This is a genomic window from Bacteroides cellulolyticus, assembly GCF_025567135.1.
Classification (GTDB): Bacteria; Bacteroidota; Bacteroidia; order Bacteroidales; family Bacteroidaceae; genus Phocaeicola; species Phocaeicola cellulolyticus.
On sequence record NZ_JAOQJJ010000003.1, the window covers coordinates 195579 to 215442 of the forward strand.

13 protein-coding genes are annotated in these 19864 nt (G+C 40.5%); 5 read left to right on the forward strand and 8 right to left on the reverse strand.

Annotation, left to right across the window (positions count from 1 at the left end):
- The first annotated feature begins 72 nt into the window (after positions 1-72).
- The 3 genes from OCV82_RS05475 (at position 73) to OCV82_RS05485 (ending at position 2926) form a co-directional block, all read left to right on the forward strand.
- Positions 73-975, forward strand: a complete 903-nt coding sequence (locus tag OCV82_RS05475; protein WP_154043513.1) for a PD-(D/E)XK nuclease family transposase — start codon at positions 73-75, stop codon at positions 973-975.
- A gap of 197 nt (positions 976-1172) precedes the next feature.
- Entirely contained in the window at positions 1173-1385 is a 213-nt protein-coding gene (locus OCV82_RS05480; protein WP_154043514.1) for a hypothetical protein, read from the forward strand.
- 5 nt (positions 1386-1390) lie between these two features.
- Positions 1391-2926, forward strand: coding sequence for a hypothetical protein (locus OCV82_RS05485; protein WP_154043515.1), 1536 nt, complete (start codon positions 1391-1393; stop codon positions 2924-2926).
- Between the two features lie 134 nt (positions 2927-3060).
- Here OCV82_RS05485 and gltX read toward each other — a convergent pair whose 3' ends face one another.
- Positions 3061-4578 (reverse strand): glutamate--tRNA ligase, encoded by a 1518-nt coding sequence (gene gltX, locus OCV82_RS05490; protein ID WP_154043516.1) that lies wholly within the window; start codon positions 4576-4578, stop codon positions 3061-3063.
- Positions 4579-4664: 86 nt separating this feature from the next.
- Between gltX and OCV82_RS05495 the strand changes: the two genes are divergently transcribed.
- Positions 4665-6722, forward strand: coding sequence for an HD family phosphohydrolase (locus OCV82_RS05495; RefSeq protein WP_154043517.1), 2058 nt, complete (start codon positions 4665-4667; stop codon positions 6720-6722).
- Positions 6723-6816: 94 nt separating this feature from the next.
- Here OCV82_RS05495 and OCV82_RS05500 read toward each other — a convergent pair whose 3' ends face one another.
- The 4 genes from OCV82_RS05500 to priA all read right to left on the reverse strand — a co-directional run bounded on the left by OCV82_RS05500 (position 6817) and on the right by priA (position 11880).
- Positions 6817-8052: an anaerobic sulfatase-maturation protein gene (locus OCV82_RS05500; RefSeq protein WP_154043518.1), complete on the reverse strand. Its 1236-nt coding sequence runs from the start codon at positions 8050-8052 to the stop codon at positions 6817-6819.
- 62 nt (positions 8053-8114) lie between these two features.
- Positions 8115-8582 carry a low molecular weight protein-tyrosine-phosphatase gene (locus OCV82_RS05505; RefSeq protein WP_154043519.1) on the reverse strand — a complete coding sequence of 156 codons (468 nt, stop codon included), beginning with the start codon at positions 8580-8582 and terminating at the stop codon, positions 8115-8117.
- Positions 8579-9289 carry a phosphatase gene (locus tag OCV82_RS05510; RefSeq protein WP_154043520.1) on the reverse strand — a complete coding sequence of 237 codons (711 nt, stop codon included), beginning with the start codon at positions 9287-9289 and terminating at the stop codon, positions 8579-8581. The genes OCV82_RS05505 and OCV82_RS05510 overlap by 4 nt, the downstream gene beginning before the upstream one ends.
- 128 nt (positions 9290-9417) lie before the next feature.
- Complete coding sequence (gene priA, locus OCV82_RS05515) at positions 9418-11880, reverse strand: replication restart helicase PriA (protein ID WP_154043521.1); 2463 nt, start codon at positions 11878-11880, stop codon at positions 9418-9420.
- Positions 11881-11965: 85 nt separating this feature from the next.
- Here priA and OCV82_RS05520 point away from each other — a divergent pair, with 85 nt between their 5' ends.
- Positions 11966-12943, forward strand: coding sequence for a Gfo/Idh/MocA family protein (locus OCV82_RS05520; RefSeq protein ID WP_154043522.1), 978 nt, complete (start codon positions 11966-11968; stop codon positions 12941-12943).
- 50 nt (positions 12944-12993) lie between these two features.
- On the opposite strand, the gene OCV82_RS05525 is transcribed toward OCV82_RS05520, so the two are convergent.
- The 3 genes from OCV82_RS05525 to OCV82_RS05535 all read right to left on the reverse strand — a co-directional run bounded on the left by OCV82_RS05525 (position 12994) and on the right by OCV82_RS05535 (position 19855).
- Positions 12994-16593, reverse strand: coding sequence for a glycoside hydrolase family 2 TIM barrel-domain containing protein (locus tag OCV82_RS05525; RefSeq protein ID WP_154043523.1), 3600 nt, complete (start codon positions 16591-16593; stop codon positions 12994-12996).
- Positions 16594-16665: 72 nt separating this feature from the next.
- Positions 16666-18249, reverse strand: coding sequence for a sulfatase family protein (locus tag OCV82_RS05530; RefSeq protein WP_154043524.1), 1584 nt, complete (start codon positions 18247-18249; stop codon positions 16666-16668).
- A gap of 46 nt (positions 18250-18295) precedes the next feature.
- Positions 18296-19855 (reverse strand): sulfatase, encoded by a 1560-nt coding sequence (locus OCV82_RS05535; RefSeq protein WP_154043525.1) that lies wholly within the window; start codon positions 19853-19855, stop codon positions 18296-18298.
- Between the last annotated feature and the right edge of the window lie 9 nt (positions 19856-19864).

A 19864-nucleotide genomic window follows, 5' to 3' on the forward strand; every position in this document is an offset into this window, starting at 1 on the left:
TCGTTCATACCCCAAACACTTTGAAAAACAAAATCTTATACTTACATTTGCAAAAACCTAAATTTTGCAATTATGGGGAATTATATCAGATTCGAGTGGGCAATGAAACGCCTGCTTAGGGACAAGGCTAACTTTCAGGTACTGGAAGGACTGCTCACTACCCTACTGAACGAAAAAATAACCATAAAGAACCTGCTGGAAAGCGAAAGCAATCAGGAAGAGGAATATGACAAGTATAACCGTGTGGATATGCTGGCGGAAAACTCTAAAGGAAACCTTATCCTGATAGAAGTGCAGAACAACAACGAATATGCCTACTTCCAAAGAATGCTTTTCGGTACATCAAAACTGGTAACTGAATACATAAACAGAGGAGAAGGATACGACAAGGTAAGAAAAATATACAGCATAAATATCGTCTATTTCACTCTAGGACACGGAAAAGACATTGTTTATCATGGAAAAACTGAATTCCGCGGAATTCATACTAACGATATACTGGAACTGAGTCCGTTCCAAAAGCAGACATTCAAGGTAGATGAAGTAAGCCAACTTTATCCGGAATATTATATCCTGAAAGTAAACGACTTCAACAAAGTGGCAAAAACTCCGCTAGAGGAATGGATTTATTATCTGAACACAGGAGAAATACCCGAAGGAGCAAATGCCCCTGGACTGGACGTGGTTAGAGAAAAACTCAAAATAGATAATATGACTAAAGTAGAGAAAGAAGCATACTACAGACATCTTGACAATATCGTGATTCTGAGAGACAATATAAATACCGAGAGAGCGGAAGGTAGAGCGGAAGGTAGAGCGGAAGGAAGGGCAGAAGGTAGAGCAGAGGGAATAGCGGAAGGTGAAAAACTAAAACAAATGGAAATAGCCCGTAATATGAAGAAAATTGGTATAGACTTAGGCACAATATCTACAGTCACCGGGCTATCAGAAGAAGAAATTACGAACTTGAATTAGCTACATATTGAACAACTAATATGGTAAAAAAACACTGATTCACAATATAATTAGAAAATTATTACTACCTTTGCAAAAATAAACTTAGTTCTAAATAGAAATAACAAATACATCCATTAGATTATAATATATAAAACGGACATTATGAACAGGCAAAAATCAAGTTCAACTTATTTCTGCCATATGATTTTTCACATATGAAGTTTTTATTAATTTTCATCGTACTGCCTATATTGGCAATAACAGCCATGATTCTTATAAAGAAAGTGGTTGAACGCATTATTAATCTCTACGCATTAAGTAAAAAAGAGAGTTATTATAATATTGAGAAACAAAGAAACGGAATAGTATATAACAAAGAAAACAACAAATTAGAAGCAGACCAGTCAATCATATTACCTTTTGAATAATCAATATGGCTAACCTAAAAAATCTAATTAAACAGTATGATTGCTTTGCATGGCTTCCCACTGTAAGGGGAGCCTTATCTTTAGAACTACTCGAAAATCCGGAGAATATTTTAGGCGATGTGGATAAATACGTGGCAAGAATAAAGAGATACGTAGGAATGAACTCTGAACATTATATTGCTGCCACATCAATGCTAACAGTAAATGATTCAAAAGCCGGCTCCAAATACTCAAGAACTTTCAGATTCATTTTTACCGGTGACATAAATGTACGCACCGAATATGAAGAATTATTACAAAACCTTAATATCGAAGATGAAGAGATACACCAATATTTTATAAATGACGGTGTTCTATTGGGACAATTAATCATTATCAACGAAACAACAGAGAGACTTGAAAATAATGAAGTAAGAATATTGGAAGCAATGATAGAATTATCGAACGAATGCGAAGAATATAAAAAAATGTTTTATATTAATGCAGCTTCGATGGAAACATTGGAATCCTTCAGAAATAATATGGTAGAAAAATGGAAATCCATAAAAAACATAGTTCAGGAAATAAAAAACGTCACGACAGGAAAACCTATTTTCAGTTTTAACGTACTTCTTACGAGGGACGGAATAATGTTGCTAAAAGACACAACAAACAATCAATACAAAACACTTTACACTCAAGAAAACACCGCAACAGATTACACAAGAAACATTCCATTGCACAGATTGTTCAAAGTAGCAATGAATTATGTAAAATACTTGTTTCACACAAACTATCACCACAATGAAGAACATGATACCTTCCTGCCTGCATCGAACCTACATCCATACAGACAAGGAGAGGAAAACATGATGACAGGTATTTTCAGACATCAAATGAACGCATTCATGAACCCTATTGGGAAACTTAAAAGAAATAGATTTAAAGATTATCCAATTGATGCTAATGGAATAATGATATATGCAAGCGCATTTATCAACGTATTCAGAAACAACAATCTCATAAGCAAGGACACAGCTGACAAAACTGAAGAATTCCTTAAAACACAAAAGCAAGAAATTGAGCACATGCTAATCCACAAAAAAAGTTTAGTCAATTCTATAATTGCACAAAACAATATTATTTTCATAGGTTCTGGAATTTTAGCATTTATTGTGGCTATAATTACAATTCTAAATACTTTTACAGAATTTGAAAAAATAAAACTCGATAATATTGATTATAGATTATTGACATATTACGCAACACTATTTTGGTCTTTAGCTATTGTAGGATTTCTTATTTATATAATTCCACATAAAAGAATATTAAACAATCAATTCAAAAGTAAAACGCCAAAACACAATTTTCTATTTGCAAACAGTAATCTACGGAAAGCACAATTTGCGTGGCAATATAGTCTATATATCGAAATTTCAACCTTAATTGTGAAACTTAAGAAAAAAAGGTATAACATAATACAACTTTGCATTTCAGTAATTGGACTAATAATAGTTTTATCATTGGCTTATTTCATCATTAACTTTTTAATAAGTAACTAAACAAGGGCATTTACTGAATATCCGCAAGAAAACAGGTTGACAAGGTTTTCGCCCGAATGGAAAGCCTTGTCAACCTGAAAATGTATCCTCTCAACTATGAAGGAGTTTAACTTACAAAAACTTATAAATATATTCTATTTCAGAACTTCAACAGCCCTGCGCATACGTCTTACTGTTTCTTCTTTTCCAAGAACAGATGAAATATCGAACATATGAGGACCCTTACCCTCGCCTACCAATGTAAGACGGAAAGCGTTCATAATATTACCGGTGTGGTAGCCCATATCCTCAATCCACTTCATAACGACTTCCTCCTGATGAGTCAGAGAGAAATCATCCAAAGACTCAAGCAAGTCAGCAAGTTCAGTCATGCACTTGGCTGAATCTTCTTTCCAGCGTTTCTTTACCGTCTTTTCATCGTATTCTTCAGGAGCAACGAAGAAGAACTTACAAGTGTCCCAAAGTTCTTTTACGAAACTTACACGACCCTTCATCAGTCCGACTACTGTAACCACTGTTTCCATCGGAACATCAATGCCATGTTCCTTAATCACAGGCATGAAGAGTTCGGCAAGTTCCTTGTCGTCCTTCATTATTATATATTCATGGTTGAACCAACGAGCTTTTTCGTAGTCGAATTTAGCTCCGGCCTTGCTGCAACGGTGTAAATCGAAAAGTTTTACAAGCTCATCAAGCGACATGATTTCCTGATCGTTACCCGGGTTCCAGCCCAATAGAGCAAGGAAGTTGATAACAGCTTCAGGAAGATAACCTGATTCGCGATAACCTGAAGACACTTCACCTGTCTTAGGATCATGCCATTCCAGCGGGAATACAGGGAAACCAAGGCGGTCGCCGTCACGCTTGCTCAACTTACCGTTTCCGTCCGGTTTAAGAAGCAAAGGCAAATGAGCGAACTCAGGCATAGTGTCTGCCCAACCGAATGCCCTGTAAAGAAGTACGTGAAGAGGAGCTGAAGGCAACCATTCCTCACCGCGGATTACGTGAGTAACCTCCATCAAGTGGTCGTCAACGATATTTGCAAGATGGTATGTAGGAAGCTCGTCAGCCGACTTGTAAAGCACCTTATCGTCAAGGATAGACGAATTGATAACCACATCACCACGGATAATGTCATTTACATGTACATCCTCATTTGGTTCTATCTTGAAACGTACCACATACTGTTTCCCTTCAGCAATAAGTGCATCCACCTCTTCCTTACTCATTGACAATGAGTTGCGCATTGAAAGACGTGTAGAGGCATCGTACTGGAAGTTAGGTATTTCCTTTCTCTTGGCATCAAGTTCCTCAGGAGTATCGAAAGCAATATAGGCTTTACCGCTATCAAGCAAAACCTGAACATATTTCTTATATATATCACGACGTTCCGACTGGCGGTAAGGTCCGTAGTTTCCACCAAAACTTACGCCTTCATCGAATTTGATACCCAACCATTTGAACGATTCGATGATATACTCTTCCGCACCGGGAACGAAACGGTTTGAGTCAGTATCCTCTATACGGAAAATAAGGTCTCCGCCATGCTGACGGGCAAAGAGATAATTGTACAAGGCAGTACGCACACCGCCGATATGCAACGCACCTGTAGGGCTAGGCGCGAAACGAACTCTTACTTTTCTTTCTGACATATTGATTTTCAACTAAAAATGTTTTGCAAAAGTAATCTAAATTTCCCGTTTTTTGCTTATTTTGCAGCCAAAAATATACTTTGGTTATGAAAACTTCACTGAAAGACAATACTTTCTCATACAAAGAACTATTATTCAAATGTGCAATATTCATTGTCACCGTTTCCGTTATAGTCTATTTCATGCCTAAGGAAGGCAAATTCAACTATCAGTTCGAATTGAACAAACCGTGGAAATATGGTTTGCTACAGGCTTCATTCGATTTCCCGATATATAAAGGAGAAGAACAGGTAAAAGCAGAACAGGACAGTATCCTGAAGTTTTATACTCCTTATTATCAGCTGAATACTGAGATATCGCAAGAAATGATCTCTAAGCTGAAAAAAGACTATAACGATAAAGGGATGATAATAAAGGATTATGCCAACTATCGCAAGTACGTGGAAAACACGTTGAAAGAGATATATGAAACCGGAGTCATCTCGCCTACTGACCTTGAAGAGCTGAAAAATGAGGGAGCCTCAACAATACAGGCCATCAGTCATAACACTGCTGCACAAAGAAGTGTTGACGAACTTTATACCATAAAAGAGGCATATGAGAAGCTTATTAACTCCGATACCATACATTTCAACAGAATTCTATTGCAGCAATGTAATCTGAACGACTATATCACTCCAAACCTTATTTATGACTCGGAGAAATCCATGACAGCCAGACAGGAACTTCTGTCGAACATTTCATGGGCTACAGGATTCGTCATGAACGGACAGAAAATAATTGACCGTGGAGAGATTATAGACCAGAAGAAGTTCGACATTCTGAAATCCATGCAGAAAGAATGGAACAGCAGAAGCGAGACTGTAACGGAAAAACGACTCACGCTATTGGGACAAATTCTGTTTGTGTCTATAATGATAGCTTTGTTTATGGTATATCTTGAGATATTCCGTTGCGATTTCTATAAAGTAAGGGGTAAACTATATCTCCTGTTCAGTATCATCACTGTATTTCCGGTCATAGCATTCGTTATGGTGGAACATGCATTCTTAAGTGTATATATAGTACCGTTCGCTATGATACCTATGCTTATCAAGATTTTCCTCGACTCGCGCACGGCATTCATGGCGCATATAGTGACAATATTGCTTACATCAATTGCACTGAGAACACCGCATGAGTTCATTCTTTTGCAGGCCGTAGCCGGTATGGCGGCGATATACAGTCTGAGGGAACTGTCGCAACGCTCACAATTGCTTAACAGTGCACTGATAGTGACGCTGACATACTCACTGCTATATCTTGCCCTTGACCTTGTACACGTAAGCGAAATAGCACAGTTAAGCACATACGTATATATGAACTTCATAATAAACGGTCTGCTACTGTTATTCACCTATCCGCTGTTGTTCATACTGGAAAAGACCTTCGGATTTACATCGAATGTTACTCTTGTAGAACTTTCGAACATAAACACGAAGCTGATGAGGGAAATGTCAGAAACGGCCCCGGGTACATTCCAACATTCATTGCAACTTGCCAATCTGACTGCTGCTGCCGCCAACCGCATAGGTGCTAACAGCCAATTGGTGCGTACAGGAGCAATGTACCATGACATAGGCAAGATGTTGAATCCTGCATTTTTCACAGAAAACCAGTCTGGAGTCAATCCGCACGACCAGCTAAACTACAAACAGAGTGCACAGATTGTGATAAGCCATATCACAGACGGACTGAAACTTGCGGACAAGTATAACCTACCAAAGGTGATAAAGGAATTCATCAGCACTCACCACGGCAACGGGCTTACAAAATATTTCTATATTTCGTATCAGAACGAACATCCTGATGAAGAGGTTGACAAGACAGCTTTCCAATATCCAGGACCTAATCCTTTCACAAAGGAACAGGCTATACTTATGATGGCAGACTCGGTGGAAGCGGCTTCAAGAAGTTTGCCTGAATACACAGAAGAGAGTATTTCCGCCTTGGTAGATAAGATTATCGACTCGCAGGTACTGGAAGGCTACTTCAAGGAATGCCCTATCACATTCAAGGATATCGCTACTGTAAAGAGTGTGTTCAAAGAAAAGCTGAAAACAATGTATCACACCCGAATAAGTTATCCTGAACTAAAGAAATAGTTTGAGTCACACGTACGTGTGACGGTAGTAACACGAACGTGTAACAAGTGTGACACGAACGTGTAACGATCGTCACACGAACGTGTCACTGTATCTATTCTTGTACAATTTCTCCATTACGTATTGCCTCCATAACATTTGCAGGGGCACGCTGTGCAAGCAGTTCTTTCTTCATATAGTCCATATAAGGAGCTACATGCTTGAAGAACTGATAATATCCCTTACACAGGTAGTTCAGTCCCGGTTCTCCGGTTGCTGTCTTCGCAAAGCGGTTCTTAGGGCAGTCGCCATTGCATGCGAACAGGAACTCACACTCCTTACACTGTGTAGGCAATGATTTCTGTTTCATCAGCCCGAACTCCTGCTGTCTTTCGCTGTACATCATCTCCACCAGAGTCTTCTGATAGATATTACCCAACTTATATTCAGGGAATACATAATGGTCACACGAATAGACATCGCCGTTGAACTCCATCACTCCGGCATGTCCGCATGTCTTAGCCATAGAACATACGCCCGGTTGCTCCCCTACCCAGTTGGCAAGTGTGGAATCGAATATCTGAATGAAATACTGTCCTACATCGTTCTTCACCCATTCATCGAAAAGTTTGCAAAGGAAGTTTCCCCACTGCTCAGGTGTAACAGAAAAATCCGCCAGCTTATCTCCTTCCTGCATAGGAGATGCAAGATGGCGACCGTCACTATGCTTGAATATTCTCTCTACGATTGGTGCGAACTGGATATAATGGCAGCCTATTGACTTGAAGAAGTTATAGAACTCCACCGGATAATCGGCATTATAGTCGTTGACTACCGCCATGGCGTTCCACTCCACTCCGTGTTTGTTCAGAAGTTCTATACCTCTCATAACCTTTACGAACGAAGGAAGTCCCTGCCTGTTGCGGCGATATTCATCGTGAAACTCCTGCGGTCCGTCTATAGACACTCCCACAAGCCAGTTGTTTTCTTTGAAGAACCGGCACCACTCGTCAGTGAGCAATGTACCGTTAGTCTGAATGCAGTTGTCAATAGTTCTTCCGCCGGCATACTGTTTCTGAAGCTCCACCGCTTTCTTGTAGAAACTGAGAGGACGCATAAGTGTCTCTCCTCCGTGCCATGTGAAGAGCACCTGCGGCATAGTCTGCGAGCCGATATACTCTTTGATGAAACGCTCCAAAAGTTCGTCACTCATCACATGTTTTGAAGTGTCCTTATATAAATTCGATTTTTCAAGGTAATAGCAATAATCACAAGCCAGATTACATACCGCCCCGACAGGTTTTGTCATCACATACAGCGGCTTGGCAAAAGGTGCAAATGTTTGTTTCATGGTGTATCTATATGGTTTTTATCTTACTAATGATGCAAATAAACAATCATAAAAGATTATTTTTACAAGTCCTTCTTAATCTCTTCCAACAATCCCTGGCAGGCATCTTCCAGTATATCCAATACATTCTCGAAGCCTTGTGCCCCGCCATAATAAGGGTCAGGAACATAATCAACCACCTTGGTACGGCAATAGTCTGTCATACGGCCAATCTTCTTTTCCGATTCAATGTCCGGAGCCATATCACGAAGATTTGCTATATTGCGGTCGTCCATACCAAGAATGAGATCGAAATTATAGAAATCATCTGTACATACCGGACGTGACAGATGGGTAAGTCTATAACCCCTGCGTGCTGCGTGCATGCGCATACGCTCGTCGGGCAGCTCGCCACGATGATATGAACTTGTTCCGGCAGAATCAACTTCTACTTCCTTATCAAGTCCTTCTTTTCTCAAAAGAGTACGCATAACTTCGTCTGCAGTAGCAGAACGGCATATATTACCGAGGCATACAAAAAGTATTTTCATTTTCCTATATACTGTTTAAATCGTTCTACATCAGTGTTCATTATCAGTCCTTCAGGGAATTCCGTCTCTGCCAACAGTTGCATGGCATAGCCATACTCAGCTATATCGAAAGAAATATGTGCATCGCTTCCAAGGATGACCGGAACTTCGTATTTCTTGCACAATCGCAGAATTTCCAAGTTATTGCTTCTTGCCTCCGGCTTGTTACGGCATGGTTTCAATGAGCTATTGTTTATCTCCAGAAGTGTGTGATGTTCTTTCGATGCCAAAACCAGAGGTTCAAAATCAAGACTTGCGGTTCCGTCTCCCGGATGACTTATGATATTGATGTATGGATTTGAAATCACATTAACCATGCCATGAGTGTTCTGCTCCTTAGTTCCGTGGGTATAACATAGCGAGTGTATTCCCGCAATACGAATATCCAACATACGGAGATAAAACTCATCCATGTCTATATTACCGTCGAAATCGGTTATATTTATCTCCGCACCAAGAAGGAGTTCTATACCGTACATCTGTCTTGGTACGACATGCAGGTTTCGGAAATAAATAGGGTCACATGTTCCGGGAATACCGGATGAATGTTCTGTTATTCCCAATAGTTTCAATCCCTTTGCTGCCGCTGCCTGTGCCATTTCCTGCAATGTACTGAAGGCATGTCCGCTGGCTATGGTATGGGTATGTACGTCTAATTCTATATTCATATTCTTAGTTGTTTGTTAATATTAGGTAACGAGTTGACTAGATGACAAGTTGACGAGGTTTGCCGTCCGGATGGAGAACCTTTCTATTAACTTGTAACTGTTTTCTTGTAACTGACACCTTGTCAACTCTAATACGGATCTACATCATAATACACCATCAACGACTTGAAACGCTCATCTTCCATTATAGCCCTCTGCACCTGCTGGAGGTATGTACGTATCTTCGACATTGATGCCTGCTGTTCAACTTTTATTACTATCTTTTTGATAAACAGTGTCTGTATTCTTCCCACCGGAGGACGGTCAGGACCAAGGATTCTGTCACCTAGTCCGTTTCTCAGATAGGACGCCATACAGTCGGCAGCCTGTTCCAGGACATCTTCCTTACGATGCTTGAGATATACATATATCAATCTGTAGAACGGAGGATAACGGAACATACTTCGTTCGGCACACTGTTCATCATATAGCGCATTGTAATCATTGGTCACTACCTGATGTATGAGCGGGATGTCAGGCGATTTGGTCTGAAGTACCACCAGACCACGTTTGTTCTTACGGCCAGCTCTACCCGATACCTGAGCCATAAGCTGGAATGCTCTCTCGTACGAACGGAAATCGGGATAGTTGAGCATGGAATCGGCATTCAGAATACCTACTACACTCACTCTGTCGAAATCCAGCCCCTTGGAAACCATCTGCGTACCGATAAGTATATCCGTCTTTCCATCCTGAAAATCATTGATAATCCTCTCGTAAGCAGTACGAGTGCGGGTGGTATCCATATCCATACGTGCCACAGCAGCATCGGGGAATATCTGTTTTATATCGTCCTCTACCTTTTCTGTTCCGAAGCCGCGGTTCACAATTTCCACTCCTCCACAAGCCGGACATGACTTGGGTACACTGTATGTATATCCGCAATAATGACACGTCAGCTGATTGAGTCCTTTATGATAAGTAAGACTCACGTCACAGTTCTTGCATTTCGGCACCCATCCGCAAGTACGGCACTCTATCATAGGCGCAAAACCACGACGGTTCTGGAAAAGGATAATCTGTTCCTTATTCTCCAGTGCTTCTCTCATCTTCTGCAAAAGAAAAGGAGAAAAATGCCCTGACATACGTCTTTTACGCGCCAGTTCCTTTATATCAACGACCTCTATTTCCGGCAACTGTATCTGCTGGTATCTTTCCTTCATTTCTACCAGAGAATACTTTCCATGAGTAGCATTATAATATGACTCCATACTAGGTGTAGCAGTACCGAGAAGAGTTTTAGCACCATACAGTGACGCAAGCATTATTGCCGCACTACGGGCATGATAGCGTGGAGCCGGGTCCTGCTGTTTATACGATGTTTCATGTTCCTCATCTACTATCACCAGTCCGAGTCTGCGGAAAGGAAGAAAGACTGACGAGCGTACACCGAGTATCACATCATAGTCATTTTCAGTAAGCTGTTTCTGCCATATCTCCACACGTTCCGCATCGGGAAATTTTGAATGATATACTCCAAGACGTGAACCGAAGATTCTCTTCAACCGTTCGGTTATCTGCGTGGTGAGGGCAATCTCAGGAAGGAGATAAAGCACCTGCTTTCCTGCCTTGATTACTTCTTCTATAAGATGTATATACACCTCTGTCTTCCCGCTGGCTGTAACTCCATGAAGAAGACAGATATTTTTCTGATGGAATGAAGACATAATCGAACGGAAAGCATTTTGCTGTATTTCATTAAGCGGATTCAAAGGAACTGTCTCTGTCTTTCCGGTAGTAAGACGTCCTATCTCGTAGTTATAGGTTTCGAAAATATGTTTGTCAATAAGGCCGTTCAGAATTGATGATGATGCACCGGAAGCCTCCAGGAGTGTCTTCTTTGAGACTTCTGTCAGGAGTTTTCCTTCCTGCATCCATCCGGACAACTCTATATACTTCATAAGCAGAGCAAGTTGCTTGGGAGCACGGGCCAGAAGATCAAACTGTTTCTGAAGGACAGCCTCATCGCGCATGCTGTCCTGCAAGCGTACACGGATTTCTGTCTTCGGTTTATAGTTACGTTTCAGTTCTTCCTTCACTCGGATAGCATCTTTCTCCATCAGCGATTTTATTGCCGGCAGTATATTCCTGATATTTCCGGCACGCTCTATCTGTGTTATACACAGCTCTGTGTCAACACTAAGAATATCAAGTATGCGCTGTTCCTTAGATGAAAGAGGTTCATCCGCCACAAAATCTGGATTATATTCCACCACTGTTTCACTCTCAAGCTTCAAGCCTGAAGGAAGAGCGGCCTTATAGACATCGCCAAGCGTACACAGATAATATTCTGCCACCCATTTCCAGAAGGCCAACTGGCGGTCCAGCATTACAGGTGTTTTGTCAAGTACCTCGGAAATATCTTTTGTCTCGTAATTCTCAGGTGCAGAATAATGTATTTTCACTACGATGGCAGTATAATACTTCTTGACTCCGAAAGGAACTACTACACGACATCCTGTCTCTACCTGTTCCTCAAGCGACTCAGGTAAAGAGTATGTAAACGTATTTGCAATGGGAAGCGGCACTATGACATCGACGAACTTTTTCATACCGCAAAGGTACAAAAAAGGACATGCCGTTGTCTCTAAATATTCCCAAACTTTTATAGCTTTGCAAAAACTAAATCTATAAATAATGAAAAAATATAAGATAGGTATAATCGGTTGCGGACATATAGCCGAGAAGATGGCTGCCACCATCAATGAAATGCAGGAAACCGAAAGCTACGCCGTAGCATCAAGAAGTATTGAAAAGGCACAAGCTTTTGCCTCAAAATGGAATTTCGGCAAGGCTTACGGTAGTTATGAGGAGTTGGTTGCCGACAGTGGAATCGATCTGGTTTATATAGCTACACCGCACTCGCACCATTACGAACATGCACGCCTGTGTATTCTGAACGGCAAGCCTGTATTGTGTGAAAAATCATTTACCGCCAATGCACGTCAGGCAGAAGAACTTATACGTCTGGCAGAAGAAAAGAACGTATTCATAACTGAAGCCATTTGGACACGCTACATGCCATTGTCCGTGAAAATGAAGGAACTGCTGGACGAGGGAGTTATAGGAAAGCCTTATACCCTATCAGCCAATCTTGGATATGTAATTGCAGGTAAAGAAAGGATTGCCAGACCTGAACTTGCAGGGGGTGCACTGCTTGATATAGGTGTTTATACTCTGAATTTTGCCGCAATGGCTTTCGGGAGCGATATAAAGGAAGTACACTCAGCATGCCAGCTGACCGACACCGGAGTTGACGGACAGGAAAATATCACTCTGTTCTATAACGATGGCAAGATGGCATCTCTGCAATCATCCGTTTATGCCCAGACAGACAGAATGGGGGTTATCTCGGGGGATAAAGGTTTCATGGTAATAGAAAATATCAACAATCCTGAATGTATAAAAATTTTCGGCAAGGACTATAAGTTGAAAGCTGAATACAAGGCACCTGAACAGATTACAGGTTTTGAATATCAGGTAAGAGCTTCCATCGAGGCTATCGAAAAAGGATGGAAAGAATCGCCTTATATGCCACACAAGGAAACTATAAGAATAATGCATCAGATGGATGCACTGCGAAAAGAATGGGGAGTGAAATACCCTTGTGATTAATATAAAAATGCCACAAACCGATTGTCAGTTTGTGGCATTTTCTGATTTTATCAGTCTGTGTATGATATTCTCAACTTATAACTGAAAGGCATAGGGGCAATTTTATAAGTATCCAAAGTAGTCGGTCCGCAACTTCCGTTTCCGAGACCTCTCACCTGTGCATCAAGATGAAGTACTATATACGGACGCTTCTGCAATTCCCACATATGTTTGGCATTCAAAAGATCGGCATCAGTATATCTTAAGGCTGAGAATGAAACTGAACCTTCAGTTTCTATGCATATTCCGCAACCGTCTTTTCCTGTCAGCTTCAATTCACGCAAAGACTCACGGTTACCCATACTCTGCGGTTTCACATATCGTTCCACCATTTCGTCAACAGTGGTAGAATAACGTCCTATCATACATCCATCCTTACGGTCAATATAATTTTCCCAAGGTCCGTAGGCATAGTAATCTACATTATCAAGGCCTGCATTTACGGCGCATACCAATCCGGCACGATAAAGTTCCTTAGTCTTAGGAGTAAGCTTGACATCCATATCAACTATACCATTAGGAAGGAATGTATATATGATTTCAGAATCACAAAGCGATCCGCCACGCATTGTAGTGACCACTACCCTTCCGTCAGACTCCTCTACCACGTTGCATGTTCCTGTCGGTTCAAGACCGTTGTCTGTAACAGAAGGACCACGATCGTTTTCTATGTAACGATGATTATCATACAGGAATCCTTGTTTTCCGTATATCACATCAAGACCGTTTATACGCAACTCTGTCATACGACCTGTAGAAGTGTCAAAAGCGGCAAAGACAAAAGCATTGCCCACTGTTATTTCCTTCTCATTCTTTTCAACATTCAGTTTTCCTACTTTGCTGTTCGATCTAAGAGCAGGAAGCATGCTTCTTGAAGAGAGTTCGAACTGTTTCTGCGCCACCAAATGTCCGGCATCCGACCATTCTGTCGGTCTGGTATTGCGAACATAAAGATTCAGCATGACTTCACTTCCATTCTTTTCTGCGTTACGCAAGTTTGTTCCCGAAAGTTTCAATGCGAAATCCTGAGACATATCTGGAGCAATAGCAGGCAGAAGCATACTGTCTTTTCCTACTATATTTCCATTCTCTACAGTTTCCCAAATCAGTTCATAACCGTTCAATGTAATGAAATCGTATGTATTGTTTATATTAACCGATACTGTGTTCTTCTTTACATTCTTTTCTGCAAGAGCAAACTTAACATACTGATAAATAGCCTTAACTTCCTTCAGCTTAGGCGACTCATGACGAGTGGCAGGAACTATACCGTTAGAACAGAAGTTACCCTGATGAGGGCCAGGGAAATCATATCCCGTATGGAGACGTCCTTCATAAGTGCCGTTCAATATGTCTTTAGGTTCATATATAGCCTGATCCACCCAGTCCCATATAGCTCCACCGATAGTGGAACTACTGCTTTCAATACTTTCCCAGTACTCTTTCAAGTTACCGATGGCATTACCCATAGCATGGGCATACTCGCAGATAAACATTGGTTTGTCAAACGAATTGACATACTGATCCATCCACTCCATACTAGGATACATCTTGGAATAAAGGTCGCTGAATCTGTTTCCACCGTATTCCTTACCGTCACGTGTACTTTCGTGATGTACAGGGCGTGGGTCAAGACGTTTTGCGGCATCATAACAAGCCTGGAAGTTATTACCGCCTCCACACTCATTGCCAAGACTCCAGAATATCACACTAGGATGATTACGGTCGCGCAATACCATACGGTCAATACGGTCAACGAAAGCAGGAATCCACGAAGGCATATCGCTTATCGACTGATTTGCATGGTCTTCAAGGTCAGCCTCATCCATAGTATAAAGTCCGTAATAATCGAACATGGCATACATCTTGGCAGCATTAGGATAATGCGATGTACGGATTGTATTGATATTGTTTCTCTTCATCAGCAGCACATCCTCAAGCATTGACTCTGTAGTAACAGCACGTCCGTACAACGGATGAGTGTCGTGTCTGTTCACTCCCTTGAAGAATACACGTTTTCCGTTGATATAAACCAAAGAGCCGCGTATTTCTATATCACGGAATCCATATTTGGTAGAAAATGCCATTTCATCCTTACCTCCGTTACGTTGTATGACAGACACTGTATAGAGATCAGGAGTCTCTGCAGTCCAAAGCAACAAATTCTTCAGATTAAAACTTACATTCAACTTATCAGTACGTTTCTTCCCTGTGAAACTTACAGAAATAGTCTCTTCTGCAACAGTTTTTCCTGAAGGATCAGAGAGTCTTACCACTATATCCTTCTCACCGGTCTTTCCGTCACGGTTGTCAAGAGTAAGCTCTACATTCATCTTTCCATTCTTATAACCTGATTCAGGAGTCAGTTCGGAAGTTATATAATGATCTCTCACACTTACCAAAGGAGTGGAATAAATGAATACATCTCTGAAAATACCGCTCATACGGAACATATCCTGACATTCCAGATAAGAACCGTCGCTCCAGCGGAACACCTGTACTGCAAGCTTATTGTCTTTCTCTCTAACAAACTTCGTGATATCAAATTCTGCAACATTATTAGCTCCTTGTGTGTATCCAACGTATTTACCGTTTAAATAAACCAATGCAGCACTGTATATACCTCCAAACTGAATAAAAGTACGTTTCCCGTTCCAGTTATCAGGCAAATCAAAATATCTCACATACGATCCGACCGGATTTATACCGTAATTCTTTCCACCGTCATTGAAACCTTTACGGGCATCAATATAAGGAGGAGTGTTAGAATGAGGATACTCTACATTACAATATATAGGTCTGTCATATCCGTGCATTTCCCAGTTTGACGGAACAGGGATAGTAGCCCAGCTTCTTACATCATAATCCTCTTTATAGAAATCAACAGGACGTTCCGAAGGCTGCGATACAAAATAAAAATACCAGTCACCGTTAAGCAATTCCACAGATTTACTCTTGGCATAGACCCATGGTGTAGCATAAAACTCCCTGTCAGCCACCATCTCTGCCTCGCTTTCATAAGGAGTATAAGTGGCATGACCTTTTTCCTTGTTTTCAGCAAACATGGTTTCGTCTTCCCAATATACTTTTTCACGTGCAGCAGTCTGGGCAGATGCTGGTGCTGCAACCTTTGTTTCGGTAATTATGAAAAGTGCTGCCTCATCATTTTTTGCTTTATCGGCATCCATCATAACTACACTGCCATCGTCCTTACATACAGCCATCCAATTAGCCTTGTTCGATGGAATCAAACGTACATATTTTCCTTCCGGCTGAATAAGCCAAAGCTGCATTTCGTCTGAGCCGTTTGTCTCTACAGCCTGGACAAAGCCGTTATCTCCTGCCTGTATCGCCAGATTGTCAAACGGATTGACCAATCTGTAACTGCCGGACAAGTCTGCAATAGACCAAAGTTGTGCCTTGTCTGCTTCATTGGCAGCAGAAAGCTTGATTTTAGGAGCTACTCCGGCGTAAGTCCAAACCTTACCCTTATACTTTACGGAGCTTACTGAATACAATTTCTTACTGTCGAAACGTTTCTGTGCATTAAGTCCTACAGACGTAAATGCAAAAACCAGAATAGCGAGAATAAATAATAAACGATGTTTCATGGCTTGTTAATATATTAAAGAAATGGCAAAGTTCCCACCGAACTTTGTCACTTCTTATTTTAATAATTAAATCTATTTATTTTCCTTTAATTTCTCTTCAATAGGGTCTTTATACTGAGCCTGAAGATTTCTGAGTTCTTTCATCATGTCTTCAGTAATCTGTTCATAACCTTCCTTACCGTAAAGATTATTCATTTCCTTTGGATCTTCCTGTAAATCATAAAGTTCCCAAGAATCAATATCATTATAAAAATGAATAAGCTTGTATCTCTCCGTACGAACACCATAATGACGTTTTACCATATGTTCAGCAGGGTACTCATAAAAATGATAGTAAAGAGACTTACGCCAGTCGGCTGGCTTCTCACCTTTTAATAAAGGAAGTAGCGATACACCTTGTATATCTTCCGGTATCTCAGCACCAGCCAAATCAAGGAATGTTGCGGCATGGTCTATATTCTGTACCAACTGAGGTATTTCTCCTTTTGCTTTAGTCTTGAAATCATCCGGGATACGCATTACAAGTGGGGTACGCATAGATTCTTCGTACATGAAACGTTTATCGAACCAACCATGCTCTCCCATATAGAATCCCTGGTCTGAAGTATAAACTATAAGAGTGTTCTTCATCAATCCTTTTTGTTCCAAATAATCAAGCAACTGTCCAACATTGTCATCGAAAGATTTCAGCACCTTTGCATAATCGCGCATATATCTCTGATATTTCCATTCTGCCAGCTCTTTTCCCTTTGGATTCTTTTTATAGAACTCATCAATGATAGGCTGATAGAAATCTTCATAAACCTTACGGTCGTCAGGATCAAGCCTGTTAATCATAGCCTCGTATGTTGACTTCAGACGGCTATCTTTATCGGCTCTATACATCTTTGTGTCATACATGATATCCATATCCTTAAGGATGCTCATTTCCTGAGTTTTTGCAGCTTCACGACCTTCATAATCGTCATAGAAATTATCAGGCATCTCAAAAGTCTTGTCTTCATATAGAGACAGATATTTCAATTCAGGCAACCAGTTGCGATGACAAGCCTTATGATGAACAAACAGACAGAAAGGTTTATTCTTATCTCTTTGATTTTCCAACCAATTAATACTCTTTTCGGTAATAATATTGGTCAGATAACCTTTCTCGACAATAGTATCGTTATTCATTTCTATAAAGCGAGGATTATAGTAGTCGCCTTGTCCAGGAAGTATTTCCCAATAGTCAAAGCCTGTTGGCAGACTTTCAAGGTGCCATTTACCTATGATTGCAGTTTGATAGCCCGCTTTTTGAAGCAATTTTGGCATCGTCTGCTGTGAACCGTCGAAAACGCATGTTGTATTATCATAAAATCCGTTAGCATGACTATGCTTTCCTGTAAACATACATGCACGGCTCGGTCCACTGAGTGAATTGGCAACAAAACTATTTGTAAACTTCACACCGTCTGCCGCAATACGGTCAAGATTGGGAGTTTCCACAAAACGATTGTCATAACAGCTCATCATCTGCGATGTATGATCGTCAGTCATTATATATACAATGTTATACTGTTGTTCCTTTTCTTTTTTTTCTTCGGAACATGAAGTTGCCGCTACTACAGCTGCTGTTCCTGCAATATAAACCGGCAATCTATTATACATGATTTTCATGATATTATTAATAATTAAAAATTAAGAATTATAAATTAGCTGTGAATTACAAAATCTCATCAGGGAATGGAATAATCTTTCCCGTAGTTTTCATTGACGGTCTCTGTGCGTCTCTCTCTCTAAGATAATCAGATAATTCTGCAGCAAGTTCTTTTACTTTATTTGGCATCTTTACAGCCAAATCATTCTGTTCACCTATATCATCTTTAATGTTAAACAGACGCAATACTCCTGTTTCCCATGTATATATAAGGTGATAATCACCTTTTAGAATAGCCGAGTATGCTCCATATCCTTCCTCTTTATTCTGAGTCTCCCCCCACAGGTTAGGGAAATGCCATACAACAATCTTATCTTTGTCCATAGCTTTTCCTTTCTTCAAAGACTTCACAAAACTCTTTCCGTCTATTCTCTGTATTGTTTCATACTTCCTTACTCCAGCCATTTCAAGAATCGTCGGAAAGAAATCCTCTATGATAACTTTCTGATCACATTCCGTATCCGGTTTCGTCACTCCAGGCCAATATACCATCATTGGTTCCCTGACTCCTCCCATAAAAGCAGAGCCCTTGCCTCCACGTGCTGGATAATTTTGGTCCCGATTGGCAATTCCTTGACGTACATTATTAAGTCCCTGCCCACCATTGTCAGACATAAATAGCAGAATTGTATTTGCAGCTACTTCTGGATTTTGTTCAAGATAATCCATAATATCACCAAGACTCTTATCCATACCTTCGACCAGTGCAGCATATCTGGACTCATTTTCATTCATCGCTGATTTCAGCTGTTCATCATATTTACCTCTGTACTTCCCGGTAAAACGTTTATCTTCGTCATACGGACTATGAACTGCATAATGTGACATATAAAGATAGAAAGGTTTATTCATCTTTACAGACTCTTTCATTTCTCTGATAGCCTCAATAGTTAGAGCTTCAGTCAAAAATATATCCTGTCCATTATATTTTTCAAGTCCATGAACAGCAAAACGAGTTCCTTCGCCAAAATTCTTAGTACCAAGATAACTTCCTGGTGCCCCATTAGCTCCTCCTGCAATATTTACTTCAAATCCCATATTAGAAGGATCAGCACCAGGAGTTGTTCGTGCTCCGAAGTGTGCTTTTCCACAATGTATTGTTCTATAGCCATTGTCTTTAAGAATCTGAGGTAAAGGTGTTATTGCTGTAGAATTATTTATTTTACCCTTTTCTGCTGCAGGCTGAATTCCGTTGAAGTTCCATTCCGGTAGTTCAATCACACTACTTTTCTGGTCTGTTTTCTGATTCAATTCCAATGTCCAGTTAGTTACACGATGTCGTGAAGCATTCATACCCGACATAAGGCTACATCTGGTTGGTGAGGAAATAGCACAAGCATAAGCCTGAGTGAATTTCACTCCCATCTTGGCCAACTTCTCCATGTTCGGGGTATTGAAACGCTTATTCAATGAGGTCTGCTCATTATTATGAAATGGAACAGATGTATCCTGCCATCCCATATCATCAACAAGGAACATTATAATATTAGGCTGCTTCTGACTTGCCATTAAATCAAAAGGCACAAACACTCCACATGATATTGCAGTAATAATAATCTTTTGCATTTTGTATTA